Origin of the sequence: Nitrospira sp. T9 (genome assembly GCF_052156535.1) — a bacterium.
GTDB lineage: Bacteria > Nitrospirota > Nitrospiria > Nitrospirales > UBA8639 > Nitrospira_E.
On the sequence record NZ_JBQKUP010000044.1, the window covers coordinates 203,561 to 225,588 of the forward strand.

Sequence of the window (22,028 nt, forward strand, 5' to 3'; positions counted from 1 at the left end):
CTTTGATGTGATATGAGAGTTGGTCAAGGTTATGATATTCATCCCTTCCGGGAAGGCCGTCCCCTGATTTTGGGTGGCGTGGTCGTCCCCCATTCTCAAGGGTTGGATGGGCATTCCGATGCTGATGCCTTAACCCATGCCGTTTGTGACGCCATTCTAGGAGCCATGGGAGAAGGAGATCTCGGAACACGGTACCCAAGTAGTAATCCAGAATTCAAAAATCTCTCGAGTTTGGTTATGCTAGGAAGTGTCGCACAAAGCCTTCGTGATAAAGGATTTTACTTGGTGAATCTGGATACGGTCATTTTAGCCCAGGCACCGAAATTAGCCCCGTATACGGCCTCAATGCAAGAAAGTCTTGCGAAAGTGCTGCAGGTTTCTCCTTCTCAGGTCAATGTCAAAGTCAAAAGTGGTGAGGGAATTGGAATGATCGGGCGGACAGAAGGCATTGCGACAATGGCCATTTGTCTCATTAAATGCACAACGCCCTTATGAAATGATGCCGTTTCCTTTTCCTTGGGGTATATCCGTATGGTGGGCGTATGCGATGGGTTAAACGAATTACTGAAGATCTCCATGCGGTTTTTGAGCGCGATCCCGCGGCAACCAGTCGCTGGGAAGTCTTGCTGGCCTACTCAGGCTTTCATGCATTATTAGCTCATCGGGTGGCTCACTGGTTATGGGGGAAAAACATTCCCATTGTTCCGCGGTTAATTTCGCAACTGGCTCGGTGGCTGACCGGTATAGAAATTCATCCAGGCGCTCAGATTGGACGAGGGTTTTTCATTGACCATGGGATGGGGGTCGTGATTGGCGAAACTGCTGTTCTGGGCGACTTTGTCACCCTCTTTCAAGGCGTGACGCTGGGTGGAACCGGCAAAGAACGTGGTAAGCGCCATCCAACATTGGGAAACCATGTGGTCGTTGGAGCTGGAGCAAAAGTGCTTGGGAATATCACGATCGGAGATTTTGTCAAAATTGGAGCCAATTCGGTGGTTCTTCGGTCAGTGCCTTCGAATTCAACGGTCATTGGGATACCCGGCAGAATTATTAAAACCATTGGAGATCGGGTGCCTGAAGCCACTATGGATCATGCCAATATTCCGGATCCGATAGCTGAACGGTTTGATGCGATGGAACAAGAACTCATTGCCCTACGAAAACAGATGGAACAATCTGAGAAGGAATTGTAACGGATACGAGGGAATGCTTTATATTGTTTTAAAAGGAGAGGTCTTCTAAACTACCCAACAAGTCTGACCGCTGGGAATATTTTGTTGAAAGGGAGGGATATTCTGTGAAAGGATCCAACGTTATCACACCACGAGTCAAAGAAATATTACGGAATTATGATGGAAATGTTCCTGGAGTTCTTGCAAATATTGCCAGGTTGTTGATGACGGGGCGGTTGGCCGGGACCGGTCGTTTGGTGATTCTACCGGTAGACCAGGGCTTTGAGCATGGTCCTGCAAGAAGTTTTGCCGTCAATTCTGCAGGGTATGACCCCCACTATCATTTTCAGCTGGGAATTGATGCCGGTTGTAATGCTTACGCGGCTCCTCTGGGGTTTCTAGAGGCGGGGGCAGCAGAATATGCCGGTCAAATTCCACTCATACTGAAATTGAACAATAATGATTCACTGTTTGAAAGCAAGGATCCCAATTCCGCAATTACCGGGAGTGTCCACGATGCACTACGCTTAGGGTGTTGTGCAGTGGGATATACGATTTATCCAGGGTCTGCCCATAGCCAGGAAATGTATAATCATCTGCGGGAAATTGCCCAAGAGGCCAAGTCCCACGGATTGGCGGTGGTGGTGTGGTCGTATCCACGTGGAGCAGGCCTCAGCAAGGAAGGGGAAACCGGAATTGATGTCGTCGCCTACGCCGCACAAATTGCGGCCCAACTCGGAGCTCACATTATCAAAGTGAAGGTGCCTTCAAATCATATTGAGCAGGCGGCGGCAAAAAAAGTGTACGAGGCCGAAAAGATCCCTATTAGCACCCCAGCGGAACGTATCCGCCATGTGGTGCAGAGTACTTTTCAGGGGCGACGCATTGTCATCTTTTCGGGCGGGGCCAAAGGGGAAGATCAGAAAATTTTCGATGAAGCTAGAGGAATACGGGACGGTGGAGGGTTTGGATCCATTATTGGGAGAAATTCCTTTCAACGGCCGAGACCACAGGCTCTTGAATTTCTCTCAACCGTCATGAAGATCTATTCCGGAGAACTTTCATAAAGATTGCAGCAGTCAGGTTGAGAAAGGTCTACCCAATTAAATTGGTCCGAGAAGGTCGTGGAATCAGGGATATAACCCTCGGCATTGGTGGGCTTGAGCTACTTCCTCAATTCCTGCGATCAATGCAGCGGTTCTCATTGTCAGTTTTTTCTCTTCCGCATGATAGAGTATGCGGTGAAAAGCCGCGGTAATGATGTTCCTGAGTCGGCTGTGGATATCTGATTCCTGCCACGAAAATCGTTGGGCGTCCTGCACCCATTCAAAATATGAGACAATGACTCCACCGGCATTGGCGAGAATATCCGGGACAACAAAAATTCCTCGTTCCTGCAAAATGGCATCCGCTTCGAGAGTTGTTGGGCCGTTAGCTGCCTCGATCAGGTACTGGCATTGAAGGCGTGATGCGTTATTGACGGTGATTTGTTCAGATACGGCAGCTGGAATGAGCACATGGCAGGGGAGCAGGAGTAGGTCTTCGTTAAAAATCGGTTCTCCAAATTGTTTAAGAGAAGGAATCGACGCTTTCTCGGTCTCCAGGTGAGAGAGAATACCTGGAATATCCAGACCTTTTTGGTTATACAGCCCGCCCAGCTGATCGCTGATGGCCAGTATTTTTACCCCTTCCTGATGAAGGATTCGCGCAGTATGAGATCCCACGTTTCCAAATCCTTGAATGATCACCGTTGTGTCTGAAGTGGACAGACCAAAATGACGTAAGACTTCCAATGTGACATCCACCACACCACGGCCAGTTGCTTCTTCCCTCCCCAGGGTGCCTCCAATTGAAAGGGGTTTGCCCGTGACCACCCCACGGACGGTAAATCCCACCTGCTGACTAAAAGTATCCATTATCCATCCCATGACTTGCTGATTAGTGCCGATATCCGGAGCAGGGATATCTTTGTCCGGTCCTAATAATGGAAAAATTTCTGCGACGTAGCGCCGGGTTACGCCTTCTAACTCAGCTGGTGAAAGAAGTGAGGGGTTGACGGCGACTCCCCCTTTGGCTCCACCAAACGGCAACCCCGCTAACGCGGTTTTCCAGGTCATCCACATGGCCAAGGCCGCGACTTCTCCAAGGCTGACATCGGGATGATAGCGAATGCCGCCTTTTGTGGGGCCGCGGGCTACATCATGATGCACACGATAGCCACGGAAGATTTGAACCCTTCCGTTATCCATTCGGACAGGGATGCTGACGCAGAGAGACCGTTGAGGGGCTTTGAGACGATCGAGAAGGCCTGAGTCTAGATTCATATGATGCGCGGCCTGATCAAATTGGGCCACAGCCAAGCGGAATGTTGGATGATTAAACTCTGGAGCAAAGTCAGTGTTCATACGAGGTATCCGGTGAGATGAAATTTGAAGTCCTGATTCTTAAGTATATCAGGAATTTCACCGTAAGTAGTTTCTTTCCCTGGAAAAGTAACGGTCCGAGACCTATTGCGGGAAAGACAAGCGGTGTAGATGGGCCATTCGGCAAGATTCATGGCAGGGTTTTTTTATATCCTCGTGAGGGTTCAGTAGAACACCTGAAGAAGATAAAGCCCTTGGGGAGGAGCGGTTTCTCCTGCAGCCCGTCGGTCTTTAGCCTGAAGAATATCTTGCATGGAATCCGGTGATCTTTTGTGTCGTCCGACTTCGGTCAGGGTGCCGATAATCGCCCGAACCATTTGCTTCAGGAATCGATTGGCCTGAATCTGAATGATCAGGGACGTGAGATCCGAACTGAGGGAAACTTGGGACACGACGCACATGGGATCCGATGTACCGGCACGTGGGCCTTGAAATGAGGTGAAGTCATGGGAACCTATCAAGTCAGACATGGCCTGCCGGATGGCCGGGATATCCAGGTCATAGGGTAGGTGCCAGACACGATTCCGATCGATAGCCGGGCGGGCGGGATGTCTGGAGATCCGATATTCGTACAATTTTTCCCTTGCACTATAGCGAGCATGAAACGATTCAGGAACCTCTTCACTCGACAGGACAGAAATGTCGTGCGGAAGGGCGCTATTAATTGCGAGTCTCCACTTATGAATTGGAATGGGTCTGTCAGATTGAAAGCTGACGACTTGTCCACGGGCATGGACGCCCGCGTCGGTTCGTCCAGCGGCGATGACAGAAATGTGTTGTTGGGTGATGCGTGTGAGCGCTGTTTCTAGTGCGGCTTGTATGGTTGGCTGATTGGGTTGTCGTTGCCATCCAACGTAAGCCGTTCCGTCATATTCGATTATTAGTTTAATCGTGGCCATGATTCGAAGGGGAAGGAGGATGACGAAACGGGCTTCGGCGTCATGAAAGCTATGGGCGTGGAGATCATGATATTACAGTGTGCTGATAGTTATGGGAGCGTGAAGCCAGAGGAAGTCAATTGAAGAAGGCGGGACAGTTCCGGCTATCGGGAAGCGGTTTGTAAGGGGGTAATGTAGGATTGAAGTCCCTTAAATATGCCCTCGGCCACTCGCTTTTGATAGGTAGAACTTTGTAAAAGCTTTTCTTCCGTTGGATTGGAGATGAAGGCAATCTCCGCCAAGATGGCAGGCATGGTAGTCATTCGCAGCACAAAGAATGGAGCTGTTTTAATCCCATGATCTTTGATTTTATAAAAGTTATCCAAGAATTTCACCAGGGAATTTTTGGTTGTCCATGCTAACTCACGGGAATCGTCAATTTTTTTATCATTAAGTTTGTCGGCAAGGATAAATTGCCAGGGTGCGGCATTTTTTTCCAGAGGGGTGCCATTTTCCCGTGCAGCGACAGCAAGGGCTCGCGGGTCACTGGCTTCACCAAAATGATAGAATTCTAAACCTTTCACCGACCTCTGGGAATGGGAGTTAATGTGAATCGAGACGAAAAGATCCGCCTTGTGCGTATTGGCAAATGTTGCCCGGTCTTCCAATTCGATGAAGACATCCGTTTCCCGAGTCATGAAGACTTTCGTGGAACCTTCCTTAGCGAGCAGGTCTCGCAAATGATTCGCCACATGTAAGACCACATCCTTTTCTCTCGTGCCTTTGCGTCCCAAGGCCCCAGGGTCTTTTCCTCCGTGTCCCGGATCAATCACGATCACCAGATCTTTTTTTATGACAGGTGGTGGCGGAGTTGGCGGAGGAACCACCGGAGAACCCGGTATGCTCCTGTCCGGCGCACGGGCGAGAGATGACGTCTCAGTTATGGGATACAAGTCAAGAACGATTCGAGCAGGATTTTTGAGGACATACCACTTATAGCGTTTCCACCCGTCAATGGGTATGCTGAGAAGAATGGATCCGGAAGAAGTGGTGGAAAGGTCCAATTCTAAAGGAAGGGAGTCTGCTGTTGATTTGGTAACGGCAGGGTTCGCAAATTTGGTGTTGGGAAGTTCCAATTCAAATGTTGTGGCCGTTTGATGCTCTTGGGGCGCTGGATGGACGGAACGAGTGAGGTCTAACACAACACGGGTATAGTTTTTATGGCGATGAGCACGAATATTGCGGATGGAGGTTGACGGTGGTGATTGTGCAATAAGATGAATCAGTGGTTGGGTTTCATCTCCGGCGAATGGTCGAGTTTCTGTTGCTCCCCCAGCCAGGGAAAGAGATCCCAACAGGAACACTATGCCGATGCAGGAATAAAGGGATATCATTCGAATGGAAGGCATAGATAGTAAACCGTTCCTTTCTTTTTTCGCAGAAGATCGCCTTCTTGTCAAGGGAAGAAGCGCTTTCGAAGCAGGTCCTATTGCGGGTAGACTCCATCATTATGGGTAAACCATGCATCGCATTATGAAGGAACCACAGTGGCACCGAAACATTTGATCATCGATGGATATAATGTGTTGGGCGCAATGGGGCTCCCGCCCCATCGGGTCGTTGAACAGGGGGAGCATCGGCGAGAGGAGTTTATTGTGCGGGTAGGCCTGTATGGGCACAAACTCCACAATCTAATCACCTTAGTTTTTGATGCCTGGCAACAATCTGGAGCGAGTCGGCAGGTCATCCACCGGAATGGTGTGACAGTTATTTATACAGGCCAGGGTGAAAAGGCAGATGGGGTGATTCAGGATTTTATCCGGAGCCATGGGAAAGGGGTCGCAGTCGTCTCTTCGGATCTTGAAGTGATAGCGGTGGCAAAAGCTTTTGGGGCATTTTCGATCAGGTCTCAAGAATTTGTCACACGCCTGGCTACTTCGGGTATTCAAGGATCACCGGTAAGTCGATCCCGAGGGGGCCTCTCCCAAAAGGATAGTGATGAGGAGCTGGTCCGATCAAAAGAGAAGAAGGGCAATCCCCGAAAACTTCCCAAGAAGTTGCGTCAACGCAATCGGATCATGAAGAAATTTTAAAGAGCTGACAGGCATTATTGGTGGTCAGTTCGGCTACTCGTGCCAATCCTGTGTCAGAGTCACCATATTTAATTTTCGCAATCTGTTCTGCCACATAGGTGACATAGGACGATTCGTTACGTTTTCCTCGAAACGGCACGGGAGTCAGATAGGGAGCATCGGTTTCAATGAGCAACCGGTCATCGGGGACCGTGCGAATCACTTCATGTAACTGAGAGGCATTGCGAAAGGTAATGATTCCTGAAAATGAGAGATGAAAGCCCAGGTCCAAGGCACGTTTGGCAAACGCCAGATCCTCTGAAAAACAATGAAAGACGCCGCCCACTTTTTCGGCATGTGCTTCTTGCATGATTGCCATCGTATCTTCTTGCGCTTCACGTGTGTGAATCACCAGTGGAAGGGTGAGTGATTGCGCCAATTCAATTTGTTCACGAAATCGTTGACGTTGGGTTTCCCGAGGAGAGTGATCGTAATGATAATCAAGCCCGATTTCGCCGAAGGCGACGACCTTTGGTTGCTGGGCCAGTTGCCGGAATTCCGCATACCAATTGGGCTCAATGCGTTTTACTTCATGGGGATGGACCCCGATCGTGGCATACACATTGGGTTGGCTCTTGGCTAATTGCACGGCTGCATGACTTGTAGCAAGATCGCATCCAATCGTGACAAACTTTTCAACACCGGCTTCCTGGGCACGTTGAAATATGGCGTCTCGATCTGGATCATAACGGGGATCGTCTAAATGAACATGAGTATCGATCAGCATGAAGAAGGCCTTTCTTGTTAAAAAACTGTACCTTATCATATCCGTCCAATTTCCTGCAGGATATCGTGTCTGCTGAGGACAAGTACGGAATAGGTGTGGGACAACGATGAATATCGATGAATTATGGTTTGCGTCGATTAATGGGTGGGCCGGTCAGTTTGCTGGATTGGATTGGTTCATGCTTCAGGTGTCGCGGGAAAGCAATCTGGTGATTCCTGGTATCTTGCTCGTGGGCTATTGGGGATGGATGAAATGGGACGAAGCCAGACTCGCGATTCCCTGTTTAGGGCTCCTTATCGGCTTGAGTGATTTCCTGGGCGGCCAGATGAAAGTCTTGATTGGTCGTCCACGGCCTTGTCAGGTTCTCGAGCACATTCATGAATTAGTCGGGTGTGGGGGGGCTTTTAGTATGCCGTCCAATCACGCGTTGAATTCAGGCACGGCTATTAGCTTTCTTGTCATGCTCTATCCCGCGTTAGGGTGGGTATTGTGGCCACTCCTTGGCCTGATTGGATTGTCTCGTGTGTTTCTGGGTGCCCATTATGTGACAGACGTGTTGGTCGGAGTTGGTCTTGGGGCGTTGTTAGGAGGTGGGGTGGGATATTTACTCAAGACGCGGGTGTTTCGAAGGAAACCCATGGTGAGTTAATGATGGTGCAGATGAGGAGGTATGGGTTCTGCGCCAGTTGAGCCGTTCGTCAGGTAACTGAGATTGCAATGCAGGTCCTCTTGCTCCTGGCATTCGGTTTCCAATTGAATGGTTAAGTGATGAATGCCGAATTTCGAAGAGAGTGTTGATTGAATGGGCTGGAGTAGTTGATCTTTATCCGGAACCGACTCGATGTCTACCAATACGTGACACGTCAACATCACAATGCGGGGTTCAACCGACCAGATATGCAGATCATGAACTTTTCTGACACCAGGAATGTTTTCAATCGTAGCGACAATATCTGATGTTTTGAGGTGAGGGGGCGTCGATTCCAATAAAATATCCAGCGACTCACGAAAGAGTGGCCAACTGCCTTTCACAATAATGATGACTATGAGCAGACTGATCAGAGGATCTAAAATGGTGAAGCCGGTCAGGGCGATACCCAATCCGGCGATGATGACGCCAAGAGACATCCAGGCATCCATCACCATATGAAGAAAAGCCCCGCGAATATTCAGGTCATCTTCGGCTCCCCGACGTAATAACAGGGCGACGGCAAGATTGGCGATCAAGCTGATACCGGCGATCACCATCACCCAAAAGCCAGGTACGTCAACCGGTGAAAACATCCGGTCGAGAGCAAACACTCCAATAATTCCCCCTGTGAAAATTAACAAAAGGCTATTGAGAAACGCCGCAATGGTTCCAGCGCGGTGGTAGCCAAACGTCCGATGTTCCGTGGCGGGTTGGGTGGCCAGAATATGTGCATACAAGGCTAATAACAGAGAGCCTTGATCGATCAAATTGTGCCCGGCATCGCTCATGAGCCCAAGACTATTGATCGCATAACCGCCGATGAATTCAGCGAGAATGATGATGCCATTGAGGACGAGGCCCAGCTTAAGTCGATACGTGAGTGGGGAGGCGTTCAACTCTGAAGGTGTCATAGGATCTACTCTCGCATGATTCTCAATTCTGGACAATGGGAAGAGGCAAGCCTTCCTTCGTCTTACCACAAACGGAATGGAGTGATCCCGGCACTTGCGAGGTTGAGAATGGTGAAGGGGGAAGTCCCCCCTCCCTTCTAGGCGGCGGGTGCGATATTTACACGTCGAAGGAGTCGGTTTTGACGGCCTGTTTGGTAGCATCCACAGCGGAGTTGACTCGTGTGGCCGCCTGTTTCATGGTTTTTCTGGCCTCTTCAGACCAGGCATGCACGGCCTCTTTCGTTTGAGAAGCCATATCTGAAAATTCGTCCTGTGCGGTCTTCGCACCTCGTGCCAATCGGTCACGCACGTGAGTCCCTGCCTCAGGGGTCAAAAGTATGGCGCTACCGGCGCCCAATAGAAATCCTGCAATAAAGACAAATGTATTAACCCAACATGAGTCGCCTTGCGTCGTATGCTCATCCATCGTGAATTTCCTCCCTGGTAATGCTTTGTTTGATTGTTATGACCGGTCCTCATGATTCTTCGATGAGGCCATTGCCATGATAGCTCCTCCCAAGAGAACTCCAGAGGCAAAGATAAGACTGTAGGATAAGCCCGTTCGGAGTTCAGGCCATGTGTCCAAAACTCGTTTCCATAGTGGGACGTCCTCAGAAAAATGGACGTGTCCCTCCCAGCCTAATTCTCCCTCCGGCGTGGACTGATCAGAGTATGATTCTTGGTCCGCAGCGTGTGCCGTGTTCAATTTGCTCATAGTCATGAGGCGGGCTCCAATAGGGCAAAAGGAAAATGTTGAAAAAGCATTCCTAGGGGTAATCCTACCATGCTCGGGCTATTTTGTGGAGTGACAATTTCTTGGGTCAAGAGATTACGAAACGAGTGTGTCGCGAATTCCGGAGGGAGCCGCATCGAAGTGTGTCCCCATATGGATTCGCCGAGCGGACTGATGGTCTGGTCGGGGATGAGAGTCGTTAACAGTCGCGGGAATATGACCAAATAGATATGTGAGTGATTTTGTCTCATGAATCCACACACATGATGGGCGTGTTCCCCCTTGAATTCCAGGGGCAGATACGATCCTTCCAGAAATACGTGGGGGTGGCTCTTCCGGATATGAAGCGCGGTAGTGGTCAAATACAATTTGATCAGGCCGCTTTCCGCATCCTGTAATAATGTCTGGACAAGGTCGAGAGGAGCAGTCGTCTGTTGCAAATGTTGTAATTCAGACAGCCGTTGTTGTCTGAAGAGGTAATCCACGGGTTGTCGGTTGTCTGGGTCGACCAGACTGAAATCCCAAAGCTCCGTGCCTTGATAAAAATCGGGGACACCTGGAGCAAGGATTTTAATAAGGACCTGACTCAGAGAATTATAGATGCCATATTTGGAAATGCGTTGTTGAAAGGGGATGAAATCTTGAAGAAAGACATTTGAATGTCTGAGAGAAAGAATGCGGGAAAGAAATTCCCCGACAGCGTTTTCCCAGGCTTCATCGGGGTTTAACCAGCTGGTGTTCACTTTCGCTTCCCGTAAGGCTTTAACCATATACCCCTGCATGCGCCCCAAGAATTGAGGTTGAGCCGGTTCTGAGAGGCCACCCAAAGGCCAGATGCCGAGCAGCGTCTGGTAAATCAAATATTCTTCATTCAAGCTCGGTGCCCGTTGATCATTGATTGTTTGCTTGGCTTTTTTGTTCAGCCGATTCCAGGTTCGAAGATGTTGCCGCCATTCTTTGGGAATTTCCGACAACACATTGATTCGAGCCCGGACATCCTCGCTGCGTTTTGTGTCATGGGTGGACGTGGAGGAGAGGCTTGCCGGCCATTGGGTGGCCCGGTCCTGCATGTATTGGTGAAATGTTGAAAGCGGGACTCCAAAGTGTTGCGGCTCGCCGCCGACTTCATTGAGAGATGTGAGGCGGTTGTAACAATAGAAGGCAGTATCTTCAACGCCTTTCGCCGTGACCGGGCTTGTCGTTTGCTGGAATTTCATGACAAAAGGGCGAATTACCTCCCAATCAAGATCCGGTGAATTCTGGGGAATTCTCAAGAGGAGATCGCGGATAAAATCGAAAACCAGGTTGCTGATGGCGGGATTGCGTCGTTTAGCTCGGGCTACTGCTAGCCGAATATACGCGCGATCACGATCCAGAACGCCTTCGAGAGGATCGGGTCCAATATAGGTTCGGTACACCGGGAAACAGGCAATGATTTCGCGGATCGCATGGATCAGACTATTGAGCGTAAAGTCCCGTGAACGCCGGTTTCGCTCGGAGAGGACATTCAGCTGATGCCCCAAGGCATTGATTTCTCCTGACATGGAACTGGTCATGATGAGGTTTTTGCAGTCGTAGATCAGATCGTCATAGTGGAGCGACTGTTTGGTAAATCGGGTGTAGATCTGTTCGATCTGTCGTTGGTGGGTTTCCTGGATGAATAATTGATTGACGAGGGCAAGGTAGTCGTATCCAGTTGTGCCATGGCACAGCCAATCGGAAGTGAGACGTTCCTCTGTACCCAGGATTTTTTCAACGAGGAGATAGAGGGAGCGGCCTTGGGTGTCGGCCTGAACCTCCAAATGTTCAGCCGCCCATTGTTGCCACTGGGCCAGAAAGGCTCTTGGATTATACAGCCCGTCGACATGATCAATTCGCAGTCCATTCACGGCACCGGATGTTAATAATTCAAATATTTTTTGATGGGCCGCTTGGAAGACTTCCGGTTGCTCCATGCGAATGGCCGCCAATTGGTTAATGTCAAAAAACCGGCGATAATTTATTTCTTCAGCGGCGACCCGCCAATAGGCCAGGCGATAGGCTTGGTGACTCACCAGGCGGTCGAGGACATCGAATGTGCGGGGAGAGTTCTTCATGCCATTAAGTAACCGAATGTTCTCCAGCAGAAAATGGCGAATAGTTGAATTGTCGGCAATCACCGTGGAAAGGCGGCGGCGGATCACCTCTTTCTCCCGGTATCGTTCGGCAACACGCTCGGCTTCCGTGTCGGTTCTGGCCGGCAAATGAGAAAGAGCGGTGATAATGCTTTGGTATTCATGCAAGTGCGGATCAGAATTTTCCAGGCTTTGGTTAAGGGTGTCTTGCCTGAAGGTCAGAATGGTACTCCACGTGCAGGGATCAATGGGCAGACGATTTTCATAGTAGGTGAGGAAAAATTGCCCGTCGTCATAGTGGAGGATGATTTCCTGGTTTTCAAGAACAATGCCGTATTGATCTCCGAGAATGGGAAGAAGCACCTTGTTTTCTAATTCCGGTTTCACCGGTGTCCAGTCAATATCGAAAAATGTGGCGTAATGGGAAGAAGGACCATTTTCCAAGACATCCTGCCACCAAAGATTCGTCGACGCGGCTATTCCCATATGATTCGGGACGACGTCCAGTATCTGACCCATGCCATGTTGGTGGAGTGCTTGGATAAATGCCTGATAATCGGCCTCCGTCCCGATCTCCGGATTTAATTCCGTGGGATCGACCACGTCGTATCCATGAGTGCTCCCTGGAGTGGCTTTCAGATAGGGAGAGGCGTAGCAGTCGGTAATGCCAAGTTGAGACAAATAAGGGAGAATGCGAGAGGCGTCCTGGAATGTGAATGACGCGTTAAATTGAAGGCGATAGGTCGAGAGCGGAATGTGGAGAGGCAGAGGAGTCATGCTCCCTCCTTTATGTTAAAGAGGAGGGCGAGGAATGGATGGCCCGTCCGCCATATGATTGCCCACGAGGGAAGAGAGTGAGGCCGAGCTTCCCGGCTGCGGATCGTCGACTGTCTCGTCCGTGTTTGTCGCCCAGTAGGGTTCCGGACGAGATAATGTTAAATCGGTCAATGATACAACGATGGAGATGGCAATTGGAGCCAATGAGTGTCCCATCAAGAATAATTGATTCTTCAATGGTACAGCCTTCTCCAATTCTGACATTGCGTCCAATAATGGAACGTTTCACCGTACTGTCTACGACGAGGCTGCCTTGGCCGACCATGGCATCATCCATGTGGGATCGGACTAGACTGGCAACGGGTTCAACGGACGCATCGGTCAGAATAGGCCATTTGACATTTCGTAAGTCAAGGATCGGCGATTCACCCAAGATATCCATGTTCGCTTGCCAATAGGCCTCCAGGGTTCCCACATCGCGCCAGTACCCCCATTCCTCGTAAGGATGGATGCCGGGAACCACATTTTCCATGAAGTCATAAGCGAGGACCCGGTGGGATTTGATGAGCGACGGAATAATGTTCCTGCCAAAATCGTGTGTGCCAGCTTGACTGGCATCTTGTTCCAGGATTTTCACAAGAATGTCGGCATTAAAAATATAATTTCCCATCGAACTAAACGCCATCCCGGAATTTTCGGGCATGGGTTTGGGGGAGGCCGGCTTTTCCTCAAATCCGATAATTTGATGGTCGGCATTGACTTCGACAATTCCGAAACCCTTTGCCGCCTGAATCGGAACGGGAAGCGACGCGACGGTCACATCCGCTTCCTGGTCAAGATGAAATTGGATCATCTGCCGCACATCCATCCGGTAAATATGATCAGCTCCGAAGACGGCCACCAATCCTGGCGCAAAATCCTGGATAAGATTAATATTCTGATAGACGGCATCTGCTGTCCCCTCATACCATTTTCCGCGTCCCTTCATCTGAGGAGGGACGACCGTAATAAAGTTTTGTCGATTGGTGCCACCAAAACGCCAGGCCCTTCTCAGGTGTTCAATCAAGGATTGTGAACGGTATTGCACTAACACGTACATGGCCTGGATGCCGGAATTAATAAAATTGCTGAGGACAAAATCGACAATACGATAGGTGCCGGCAAAAGGCACGGATGGCTTACTTCGTTGTTCAGTTAACGGCATGAGCCGTTCCCCTTTGCCACCGGCCATGATCATGGCAAGGATTTTTTGTGGCGTCCGTTCGATGATTTTTTTGCGGCGAGGTCCGGAAGAACTTTTCATACAGATTTAGGTGTTGGACGGAGGATTGGTGAACTGGGCGACGGATTGTTCCAGTGTCGCAATCGTTTTTTGTTGCTTGGCGATCAGGCGGATTTTTTTTATATAGATGGGCAATGCAGCCAGTACGGTCAGGCCGACACCTAATGCCAAAGCTGAGAGCAACATCAGGGCCCGGGACCCTTGAATGGTCCAGGCGAAAAAGTTCAGAATAATGGGTTCGGAGTTTTGTATCGAAAAAGCAACCGCAAAGAACAACAGAAGCAGCAAGGCCAACAGTGCAGAATACATAGTCCCTTTTGTTATGTTAGGATGGTGTTAATTAACACAGAAAGGAGTCATTGGCAATGCCAACGCTCTCAAATCGTTTTCAACGTCTGGTTTCTGCCACTGAATGGGATCCGTTTTCTGTGTTGGGTCCTCATCGAGGGGAATCGACGGATTCTTCTGGTGTTTGCATCAGGGCTTTTCTACCTGACGCTGCCGAAGTTGCGGTGCTTCCTGGCCGAAATGGCAACACCCCTTTTCCCATGAAGCTCGTGCATCCTGCTGGAGTGTTTGAAGCTCGATGGGAGGGGCATTCATTGGGCACGGATTACCAATTTCGCATTGTCGATCGGCAGGGAAAATCCAGTCAACGTCATGACCCCTATGCGTTTCTTCCACGTATTTCAGATTTTGATTTACATTTGTTCGGTGAGGGCAAGCTTTATAGAGGTTATGAACAGCTTGGGGCGCAAGTTTGCACCCATCAGGATGTTCCGGGGGTCAACTTTGCTGTGTGGGCACCCAATGCCAAACGGGTCAGCGTGGTCGGAGACTTCAATGAATGGGATGGGCGTCGGCATCCGATGAGAAGCCGCGGAGGTGGTGGAATTTGGGAGTTATTCATTCCTGATATGAATGCTGGTGCGGTGTATAAATTTGAAATTTTACCCCAAAATGGGGATGCGCCGTTTTTGAAAGCGGACCCGTATGCTTCCTCAGCTGAATTACGACCCAAAACGGCCTCCGTTGTCCGTGATCTTTCGGGATATGAATGGCGGGACGGTGAGTGGATGGCATCCAGGCAAAATTGGGATCCCCTCACTCAGCCTTGGTCCATCTATGAGGTGCATTTGGGATCCTGGAGACGTGTCCCAGAGGAAGGGTCTCGATGGCTGACTTACTCAGAATTATCGGAAGCCCTCATTCCCTATGTGAAGGACATGGGGTTTACCCACATTGAGCTGATGCCGGTAACGGAACATCCCTTTGACGGGTCTTGGGGGTATCAGGCCACCGGGTATTTTGCACCCACAAGTCGGTTTGGCACTCCTGTCGAGTTTATGGCATTTGTGGATGCCTGTCATCAGGCCGGAATCGGGGTCCTGATGGATTGGGCTCCTGCGCACTTTCCGGAAGATCCCCATGGCTTGGCCTGGTTTGATGGGACAAATTTGTATGACCATTCGGACCCGCGGCTCGGATTTCATCCAGAATGGAATAGCCGAATTTTTAATTACGGTCGGACCGAAGTCAAAAACTTTCTGATCAATAGCGCACTCAGCTGGTTTGACCGGTACCACATTGATGGCCTAAGGGTGGATGCCGTGGCATCGATGCTCTATCTCGATTATGCCCGAAAAGCCGGCGAATGGATTCCCAATAAATTCGGGGGGAGAGAGAATCTTGAAGCAGTGGAGTTTTTGAAAGAGCTCAATACCGTGGCTCATCAGGAACATCCCGGCATTGTGATGATTGCCGAAGAATCCACAGCATGGCCTGGGGTCTCCAAGCCGACTTATGTCGGAGGGTTGGGATTTACGTTTAAATGGAATATGGGGTGGATGCACGATACCCTGGATTATTTTAGTCTGGATCCTATTTATCGGAGATTTCATCAACATAATGTGACCTTCGGATTGGTCTATGCATTCACCGAAAACTTTGTCCTCCCGCTTTCTCATGATGAAGTAGTCCATGGCAAGAAATCGCTTCTGGATAAAATGCCCGGGGACGAATGGCAGCGCTTTGCGAATTTGCGGGCCTTGTATGGACACATGTGGGGTCATCCTGGAAAGAAAATGTTATTCATGGGTTGCGAGATCGGCCAATGGTGGGAATGGAACCATGATGATAGCCTACAATGGCATCTACTTGAGTATGATCGGCATCAGGGTCTCCAGCGTTATGTGGCTGATCTCAATCGATTATATGCCTCACAACCCGCGCTCCATCAAGTTGATTATGATTGGACGGGGTTTCAGTGGATCGATCTACATGACAGTGATCATTCGACGCTCACATATTTCAGGCGCGCCAAAGATCCTTCCGATATTGTGGTCTGTGGCCTGAACCTCACCCCTGTTCCTCGAGAAGCCTATCGAATGGGGGTGCCCACCGCCGGATATTATCGTGAGCTTTTGAACAGTGACTCTGAGGCGTATGGTGGAAGCAATATGGGGAATGCAGGAGGAGTACAGGCCGAAGACATGCCTTGGCATGGCCAGCCGTTTTCTGTGGTTATTACCCTTCCGCCTTTAGCCGCAGTCTTTTTTAAGCCTGTTTAGATTTTCAAGATATCTGCAATACCCCGGACAAAGAGGGAGCGATCTTTTTCAGTATGCTCTCGCCTTAATGGTCTTGGCCTGAACCTAGTCAGATTTCAGAAAAATCCAGGCGGGGTAGGGTGGAAGCTTGAGAGAGACCTGCTCCACATTCTGAATGGATAGATTGGAGGGAGCCAGGAGTTCTTCCCGATCGCCAGAGACGAAGGTTCCACTATCCAGGCGGGATTCCCAATTCCCTTTTGGAAGTTTGACTAACGCTAAGGAGGCCTTGTGGTGAAATCCCAAAAGGACCAGTGCCTCGTGGCCCTGTTTAGCACGGCGATGAATAATCAGCAATTGACTTTTCGCATGTGACCCAATCTGGATTCTGTGGCCTTTCGCTCCGGTGCCTAATGCGGGAATTGATTTGCGCAGGTGAATCAACGCCTGACACCACCGCGCGTGGGCGTGTTGCTGGGGATTGGTCTCAAGACAAGGATGAATGGTTGAATGATCGAAGGTCTCTTGAGCATAAGGATCAGGAATGTCCGTCCATCCGAATGCGGAAAATTCCCTGGTTCTCCCCTGTCGGACGGCTTCAATTAACGCAGGATCCCCGTGGTCGATGAAATACAAAAAAGGAGCGGTTTCGCCGTATTCTTCTCCCATAAATAAAAGAGGAAGATATGGTGAAAGCAGCACGGTGGCATTGGCGACTTTGAGAGCTTCAAAACTCACCAAGCTACTGAGTCGGTCTCCCTGTGCGCGATTGCCGATTTGATCATGATTTTGGGCGCATACCACAAGTTGTGTTGGTGAGCAGGGTTTAAAGGAATTGCCATGTTTCCGTCGCCGATGTGCAGAATATTGTCCTGAATAGACCACGCCTTCCCGTAGAGCCTTACCCAGGTCTTTGAGTTGTCCAAAGTCTTCATAGTAGCCCTTACGCTCATTTGTGAGCAGGGCATGCAGGGCATGATGAAAGTCATCGCTCCATTGCCCGTCCAACCCATATCCCCCTCGTGAGGGAGGCGAAATGATGCGGACATCATTCAAATCGCTTTCGGCAATGACCTGAACCTGGCGCTTGAGTCGTTCTCCCTCCGTATGGACGGCTTCTCCGATGTCCTGAAGAAGATGCTTGGCGCTGAAGTCGAAGATGCCGTGAATCGCATCTAGCCGTAATGCATCAATGTGGTATTCATGAATCCAATAGACCGCATTGCTGATCATAAAATGTCTGACAGCATCACTATCGGGTCCATCGTAGTTGAGGGCGCTCCCCCATGGGGTTTTATAGGTGTCGGTAAAGTATGGACCAAAATCACCAAGGTAATTGCCTTCCGGACCCAGGTGATTGTAGACCACGTCCATGATCACCGCGAGACCGGCTGCATGACAGGCATTGACCAATCGCTTGAGGCCATCGGGTCCACCATAGTTGTGTTGCGGAGCAAAGAGAAAGGTTCCATCGTATCCCCAGTTTCTGGACCCAGGACATTGCGCCACCGGTAAGAGTTCAATGGCGGTAATGCCAATCTGGTCACGCAAATATGGCAGACGGCTGATGATGGCATCAAAGGTTCCGTCCTGGGTGAAGGTTCCGGTATGGAGTTCGTAAATGATGAATTGATCGAGGGGCAGGCCACGCCAGGCTGTATCGGTCCAGGAAAATGCCAAAGGATTGATAATTTCGGAAGGGCCGTGAACGCCGTCCGGTTGCGATCGGGAAGCTGGATCAGGACGTTCAATGGTATGATTTAATACATAGTGATAGCGGGTGCCTGGGGAAAGGTCTTGCACGGTGCCTTTCCAATATCCAAAGGATTCCTGCGTAAGGGGTGTCGCTTCCCCGGTACTTCCCATGATTTTGACGTCCACCGCCTGGGCCTTGGGTGCCCACACCCGAAACTCCACAGATGAGGCGTCGGTATACGAGGCGCCCAGGTCTAATTGCCATCCAACTGCCTCTAATTTTTCCAAACGTGGTGCCTCCCTTTTAGTATTTTCCGATTAGATTGTTGGCTGGTGGAGGATGGAACGAATGAAGTTTAACAAAAAACCTGAAGACCTGTACATGAAACTGCAGAAGGGTCTGATTAGGTTTGCCCCATTTTGAGATATGCTGTATTATCGTCCCCCGCTATTCCCGATATCCGGAATCCCCATCCAGGAGAGCAGAATATTATGAGAATTTGGCCAGGTCGATCATACCCGCTCGGTGCCACATGGGACGGGCAGGGAGTCAATTTTGCACTGTTTTCCGAAAATGCAACCGGTGTGGATCTTTGTCTGTTTGACAATGAACTTCAGGACCAGGAAACACACCGCATTCCTATTGAGGAACGCACTGATCAAGTCTGGCATGTGTATTTACCTGAGGTGCGTCCTGGCCAACTCTATGGATACCGGGTGCATGGGCCATATGATCCTGAGGCGGGGCACCGGTTTAACCCTGCCAAGCTTCTCATTGATCCATATGCGAAATCCTTAACGGGTGTTGTGCGATGGTCTGATTCCATGTTTGGCTACCGTCTTGGCGATCCGGCAGGTGACCTGTCATTCGATGATCGGAACAATGCGGCAAACATTCCTAAAGGGGTGGTCGTCGACCAGGCCTTTAGCTGGGGAGGAGACCAACGTCTGAATATTCCCTGGGAGCAGACGGTCATCTATGAAGTCCACGTCAAGGGAATAACGATGCGGCATCCGGATGTTCCTGAAGCATTGCGGGGAACCTATGCAGGCTTGGCGTCTCCGGCGATTCTTGAATATTTGCAATCGCTCGGGATCACCGCAGTGGAATTGTTGCCGGTTCACCATTTTGTGAATGATCTCTATCTGAAAGAGAAGGGGCTCACGAATTATTGGGGGTACAACTCCATCGGATATTTTGCACCTGACATCCGGTATTCGGCCTTCCCCGGTGGGGGAGAAAAGGTCGATGAGTTCAAATCCATGGTCAGAAAGCTTCATAGTTCCGGCATCGAAGTCATCCTGGATGTGGTCTATAACCATACCGGAGAAGGGAATCACTTCGGGCCGACGTTATCATTCCGAGGGATTGATAACGCCTCCTATTATCGGGTGTCTCCGGACAATCCACGCTATTACATGGATTACACCGGCTGTGGAAATACGTTGAATGTCCGACATCCACGCACCTTGCAGTTGATCATGGACAGTTTGCGGTATTGGGTGAATGATATGCATGTGGATGGTTTCCGGTTTGACCTGGCATCCGCGCTCGCACGGGAATTACATGATGTGGATCGACTCAGTGCCTTTTTTGACATCATTCACCAGGATCCGGTGTTGTCACAGGTGAAGCTGATCGCCGAACCCTGGGATTTGGGGGAAGGCGGCTATCAGGTGGGAAATTTTCCTCCTGGGTGGGCCGAGTGGAATGGGAAGTACCGCGATTCCATTCGCCGGTATTGGAAGGGAGATGGTGGGTTGCTTGGGGAAATCGCCAATCGTTGGTCCGGGAGCAGCGATCTCTACGGAGAAAGTGGGCGACAACCCTATGCCAGTATTAATTTTGTGACCGCTCATGACGGATTTACCCTCCAGGATTTGGTGTCGTATGACCACAAGCATAATGAAGACAATCAGGAAGGAAATCGGGATGGAACCGATGATAATGATAGTTGGAATTGTGGTGTGGAAGGCCCGACGGAGGATCCCGCGATTCAGGAGTTGCGTGACCGGCAGGTCCGGAATTTTTTCGCAACCTTATTGTTATCCCAGGGAGTACCGATGATCTGTGGCGGGGATGAATTAGGTCGTACGCAACAGGGGAATAATAACGCCTATTGCCAGGATAACGAGTTGAGTTGGGTGAATTGGAACCTGACGCGATCCCAAATCGGATTGCTGGACTTTGTGAAGATGCTCATTGCCATTAAAAAAACCCATCCGGTGTTTCAACGGCGAAGGTTTTTCCAAGGGCGGCGGTTAGAAGATTCGGAAGTGAAGGATGTGGCCTGGTTCGGATCGCATGGAAAAGAAATGTCTCATGAAGATTGGCAGATGGGGCTTCGTACTTTGGGAATACGGTTGGCCGGAGATGCCATCGTAGAGAAAGATAGTCAAGGACGACCGATTGTGGATGAGACGTTTTTAGTATTGATAAACGCCCATCATGAGGATGTGGAATTCATACTTCCTGCTCACACCAAGTCCGTGCGGTGGGAGTTGGAGTTTGACACCGCCGTATCGGTTGACAAGAAAAATCCTAAGCATTCGAAATTATGGAAAGGGGGGCAACCCTTTCATTTAATTTCTCGAGGGCTGGCATTGTTCCGAACCCCGAAATCCTGACGAAGCACGTTATGGCCTCCAACCCTTGACCCGACCGCTTCTGCATAGTAATGAATCAACCAATATGCCCCACTCTAAGGCAAAATGGGCAAGCGGAAAGGGCGACATAGGCATTCAGGGGGAAACGGAGCACCTGGCCTCAGTCCGCTAGACGACAAATTTTTTGCTGCGCTCCACCATGCCGGTGACCGCTTCTTTGGCATCTTCTGCAAATTCTCCAGCCCGTTCGCTGGCGTCTTCCATCATATTCTTTAACTGACGACGGGTTCGGGATCCCGACTGAGGAGCCATCAACAGACCAAGTCCGGTTCCGAGAACCACTCCGACCATAAGGGAAAGTCCGGCAAGTAAGACATATCGAGTGTCATTATCCATATGAGATGTCCTCCATTTGTGTGAGGTCAGTGAGTAATAGCGTTCAACAATCAAGATTCCATTTGTCTATTATGGTGGCGGAGGCTGCTTTAAGAGTATCTCACGCTCGGCTTGAAGCCAATCTTCCCAGTCACTGCCATGTTGGCCTCCGCGACGGTGATGAATTTCATAGGCGCGTCGGGCAATGCGTTCACGCAATTCCTCGGATAGGGCCATTGAGGGACCGGGATAAGAGACTTCAGGCTCCTTGTGAATCTCCTGAGACAACCTCTGGCGCTTAGTCGTCGCTGAGCCTACAGATTTGCTGCTGGTTTTTTTTGCCGTCTTAGCTTCAGGTGCCGTTTTTTTTGTGGTGGACGGCTTTTTCTTCGGTTTCTCGTCTGGTGTTTTAGGGGGCATGTTTCTTTTCTCAGCTCCTATCCTTGTCTGACATTTGAGGGACCCCATTTCGACTCATTTATAACTTTATTGTACTGGAATTTTGCTCTTCGTCCAAGCTGTTGGGCGAGGTTTTACTTTTTTGGAGGCTATCGCCGTGTCGTGAAGGAACAAAAAGGCGTTTTTCCTGGGAGTGGGTGAAAACGTGCCGATGGGAAGAATCAGGTATGTATGGAACGCGGCAAATTTTGATGCTTCGGACCGGTATTTTCAGGGGTGAACAACGAGGTTTTTTTGAAGACACAAGATTGATCTTCCCTTACAATTACAACGATAAAGTCTTAAGGGAGGTAAGAGATCGTTGGGAAGGGAGGGACACTCTTTCAGAGTGGATGATCGGGGAAATCTTCTGATCTGAAGTGCCGGACAACATATGATGGATGCATGGTGTTTCAACAAGACGGCCGGATGCAACCAGACTGAGTATGAGGGATGGTTGGTAGCGATTTCCGCAACCACGGCCA

General features: G+C 49.9%; 19 protein-coding genes. 7 read left to right on the forward strand and 12 right to left on the reverse strand.

From position 1 onward, the window contains the following. The first annotated feature begins 12 nt into the window (after positions 1-12). The 3 genes from ispF to ACTRXD_RS22030 all read left to right on the forward strand — a co-directional run bounded on the left by ispF (position 13) and on the right by ACTRXD_RS22030 (position 2,239). Positions 13-495 carry a 2-C-methyl-D-erythritol 2,4-cyclodiphosphate synthase gene (ispF, locus tag ACTRXD_RS22020; RefSeq protein WP_442433919.1) on the forward strand — a complete coding sequence of 161 codons (483 nt, stop codon included), beginning with the start codon at positions 13-15 and terminating at the stop codon, positions 493-495. A gap of 47 nt (positions 496-542) precedes the next feature. After that, a complete protein-coding gene (gene cysE, locus ACTRXD_RS22025; protein ID WP_312746973.1) occupies positions 543-1,193 on the forward strand; it encodes a serine O-acetyltransferase in 651 nt (216 codons plus the stop codon). Between the two features lie 122 nt (positions 1,194-1,315). Then, a complete protein-coding gene (locus tag ACTRXD_RS22030) occupies positions 1,316-2,239 on the forward strand; it encodes a class I fructose-bisphosphate aldolase (RefSeq protein WP_442434050.1) in 924 nt (307 codons plus the stop codon). Between the two features lie 63 nt (positions 2,240-2,302). Here the strand turns inward: ACTRXD_RS22030 and ACTRXD_RS22035 are convergent, their stop codons facing one another. From ACTRXD_RS22035 to ACTRXD_RS22045, 3 genes are all read right to left on the reverse strand, one after another. Continuing rightward, positions 2,303-3,577, reverse strand: coding sequence for a Glu/Leu/Phe/Val family dehydrogenase (locus tag ACTRXD_RS22035; protein ID WP_442433920.1), 1,275 nt, complete (start codon positions 3,575-3,577; stop codon positions 2,303-2,305). A 182-nt stretch (positions 3,578-3,759) separates the two neighbouring features. Continuing rightward, positions 3,760-4,494 carry a tRNA pseudouridine(38-40) synthase TruA gene (truA, locus tag ACTRXD_RS22040; RefSeq protein ID WP_442433921.1) on the reverse strand — a complete coding sequence of 245 codons (735 nt, stop codon included), beginning with the start codon at positions 4,492-4,494 and terminating at the stop codon, positions 3,760-3,762. A 143-nt stretch (positions 4,495-4,637) separates the two neighbouring features. Next, entirely contained in the window at positions 4,638-5,882 is a 1,245-nt protein-coding gene (locus ACTRXD_RS22045; RefSeq protein ID WP_442433922.1) for an N-acetylmuramoyl-L-alanine amidase family protein, read from the reverse strand. 138 nt (positions 5,883-6,020) lie between these two features. On the opposite strand from ACTRXD_RS22045, the gene ACTRXD_RS22050 reads away from it, so the two are divergent. After that, positions 6,021-6,566, forward strand: coding sequence for an NYN domain-containing protein (locus ACTRXD_RS22050; protein WP_442433923.1), 546 nt, complete (start codon positions 6,021-6,023; stop codon positions 6,564-6,566). Here ACTRXD_RS22050 and ACTRXD_RS22055 read toward each other — a convergent pair. Beyond that, a complete protein-coding gene (locus tag ACTRXD_RS22055) occupies positions 6,550-7,332 on the reverse strand; it encodes a TatD family hydrolase (protein ID WP_442433924.1) in 783 nt (260 codons plus the stop codon). The two genes, ACTRXD_RS22050 and ACTRXD_RS22055, sit on opposite strands and share 17 nt — an antisense overlap. A 106-nt stretch (positions 7,333-7,438) precedes the next feature. On the opposite strand from ACTRXD_RS22055, the gene ACTRXD_RS22060 reads away from it, so the two are divergent. Beyond that, complete coding sequence (locus ACTRXD_RS22060) at positions 7,439-7,981, forward strand: phosphatase PAP2 family protein (protein ID WP_442433925.1); 543 nt, start codon at positions 7,439-7,441, stop codon at positions 7,979-7,981. Here ACTRXD_RS22060 and ACTRXD_RS22065 read toward each other — a convergent pair. The 5 genes from ACTRXD_RS22065 to ACTRXD_RS22085 form a co-directional block, all read right to left on the reverse strand. Continuing rightward, the gene (locus ACTRXD_RS22065) at positions 7,978-8,934 is read right to left on the reverse strand and encodes a cation diffusion facilitator family transporter (protein ID WP_442433926.1); all 957 of its coding nucleotides are present in this window, start codon (positions 8,932-8,934) and stop codon (positions 7,978-7,980) included. The genes ACTRXD_RS22060 and ACTRXD_RS22065 overlap by 4 nt on opposite strands. Positions 8,935-9,091: 157 nt before the next feature. Next, positions 9,092-9,400 (reverse strand): YtxH domain-containing protein, encoded by a 309-nt coding sequence (locus ACTRXD_RS22070; protein ID WP_312746995.1) that lies wholly within the window; start codon positions 9,398-9,400, stop codon positions 9,092-9,094. A gap of 290 nt (positions 9,401-9,690) precedes the next feature. Beyond that, entirely contained in the window at positions 9,691-12,597 is a 2,907-nt protein-coding gene (gene treY / locus ACTRXD_RS22075) for a malto-oligosyltrehalose synthase (RefSeq protein WP_442433927.1), read from the reverse strand. A gap of 10 nt (positions 12,598-12,607) precedes the next feature. Then, on the reverse strand, positions 12,608-13,900 hold the full coding sequence (glgC, locus tag ACTRXD_RS22080) for a glucose-1-phosphate adenylyltransferase (protein WP_442433928.1): 1,293 nt from the start codon (positions 13,898-13,900) through the stop codon (positions 12,608-12,610). A 6-nt stretch (positions 13,901-13,906) separates the two neighbouring features. After that, positions 13,907-14,188: a LapA family protein gene (locus ACTRXD_RS22085; RefSeq protein WP_312747003.1), complete on the reverse strand. Its 282-nt coding sequence runs from the start codon at positions 14,186-14,188 to the stop codon at positions 13,907-13,909. 56 nt (positions 14,189-14,244) lie between these two features. Between ACTRXD_RS22085 and glgB the strand changes: the two genes are divergently transcribed. Continuing rightward, entirely contained in the window at positions 14,245-16,449 is a 2,205-nt protein-coding gene (glgB, locus tag ACTRXD_RS22090) for a 1,4-alpha-glucan branching protein GlgB (RefSeq protein WP_442433929.1), read from the forward strand. A gap of 84 nt (positions 16,450-16,533) precedes the next feature. On the opposite strand, the gene treZ is transcribed toward glgB, so the two are convergent. Next, a complete protein-coding gene (gene treZ / locus ACTRXD_RS22095; RefSeq protein ID WP_442433930.1) occupies positions 16,534-18,411 on the reverse strand; it encodes a malto-oligosyltrehalose trehalohydrolase in 1,878 nt (625 codons plus the stop codon). Positions 18,412-18,615: 204 nt separating this feature from the next. Between treZ and glgX the strand changes: the two genes are divergently transcribed. Beyond that, positions 18,616-20,751, forward strand: a complete 2,136-nt coding sequence (gene glgX / locus ACTRXD_RS22100; protein WP_442433931.1) for a glycogen debranching protein GlgX — start codon at positions 18,616-18,618, stop codon at positions 20,749-20,751. A gap of 147 nt (positions 20,752-20,898) precedes the next feature. On the opposite strand, the gene ACTRXD_RS22105 is transcribed toward glgX, so the two are convergent. After that, positions 20,899-21,126 (reverse strand): YtxH domain-containing protein, encoded by a 228-nt coding sequence (locus ACTRXD_RS22105; RefSeq protein ID WP_312640816.1) that lies wholly within the window; start codon positions 21,124-21,126, stop codon positions 20,899-20,901. A 69-nt stretch (positions 21,127-21,195) separates the two neighbouring features. Beyond that, positions 21,196-21,525: a DUF2934 domain-containing protein gene (locus tag ACTRXD_RS22110; RefSeq protein WP_442433932.1), complete on the reverse strand. Its 330-nt coding sequence runs from the start codon at positions 21,523-21,525 to the stop codon at positions 21,196-21,198. Positions 21,526-22,028: the final 503 nt, after the last annotated feature.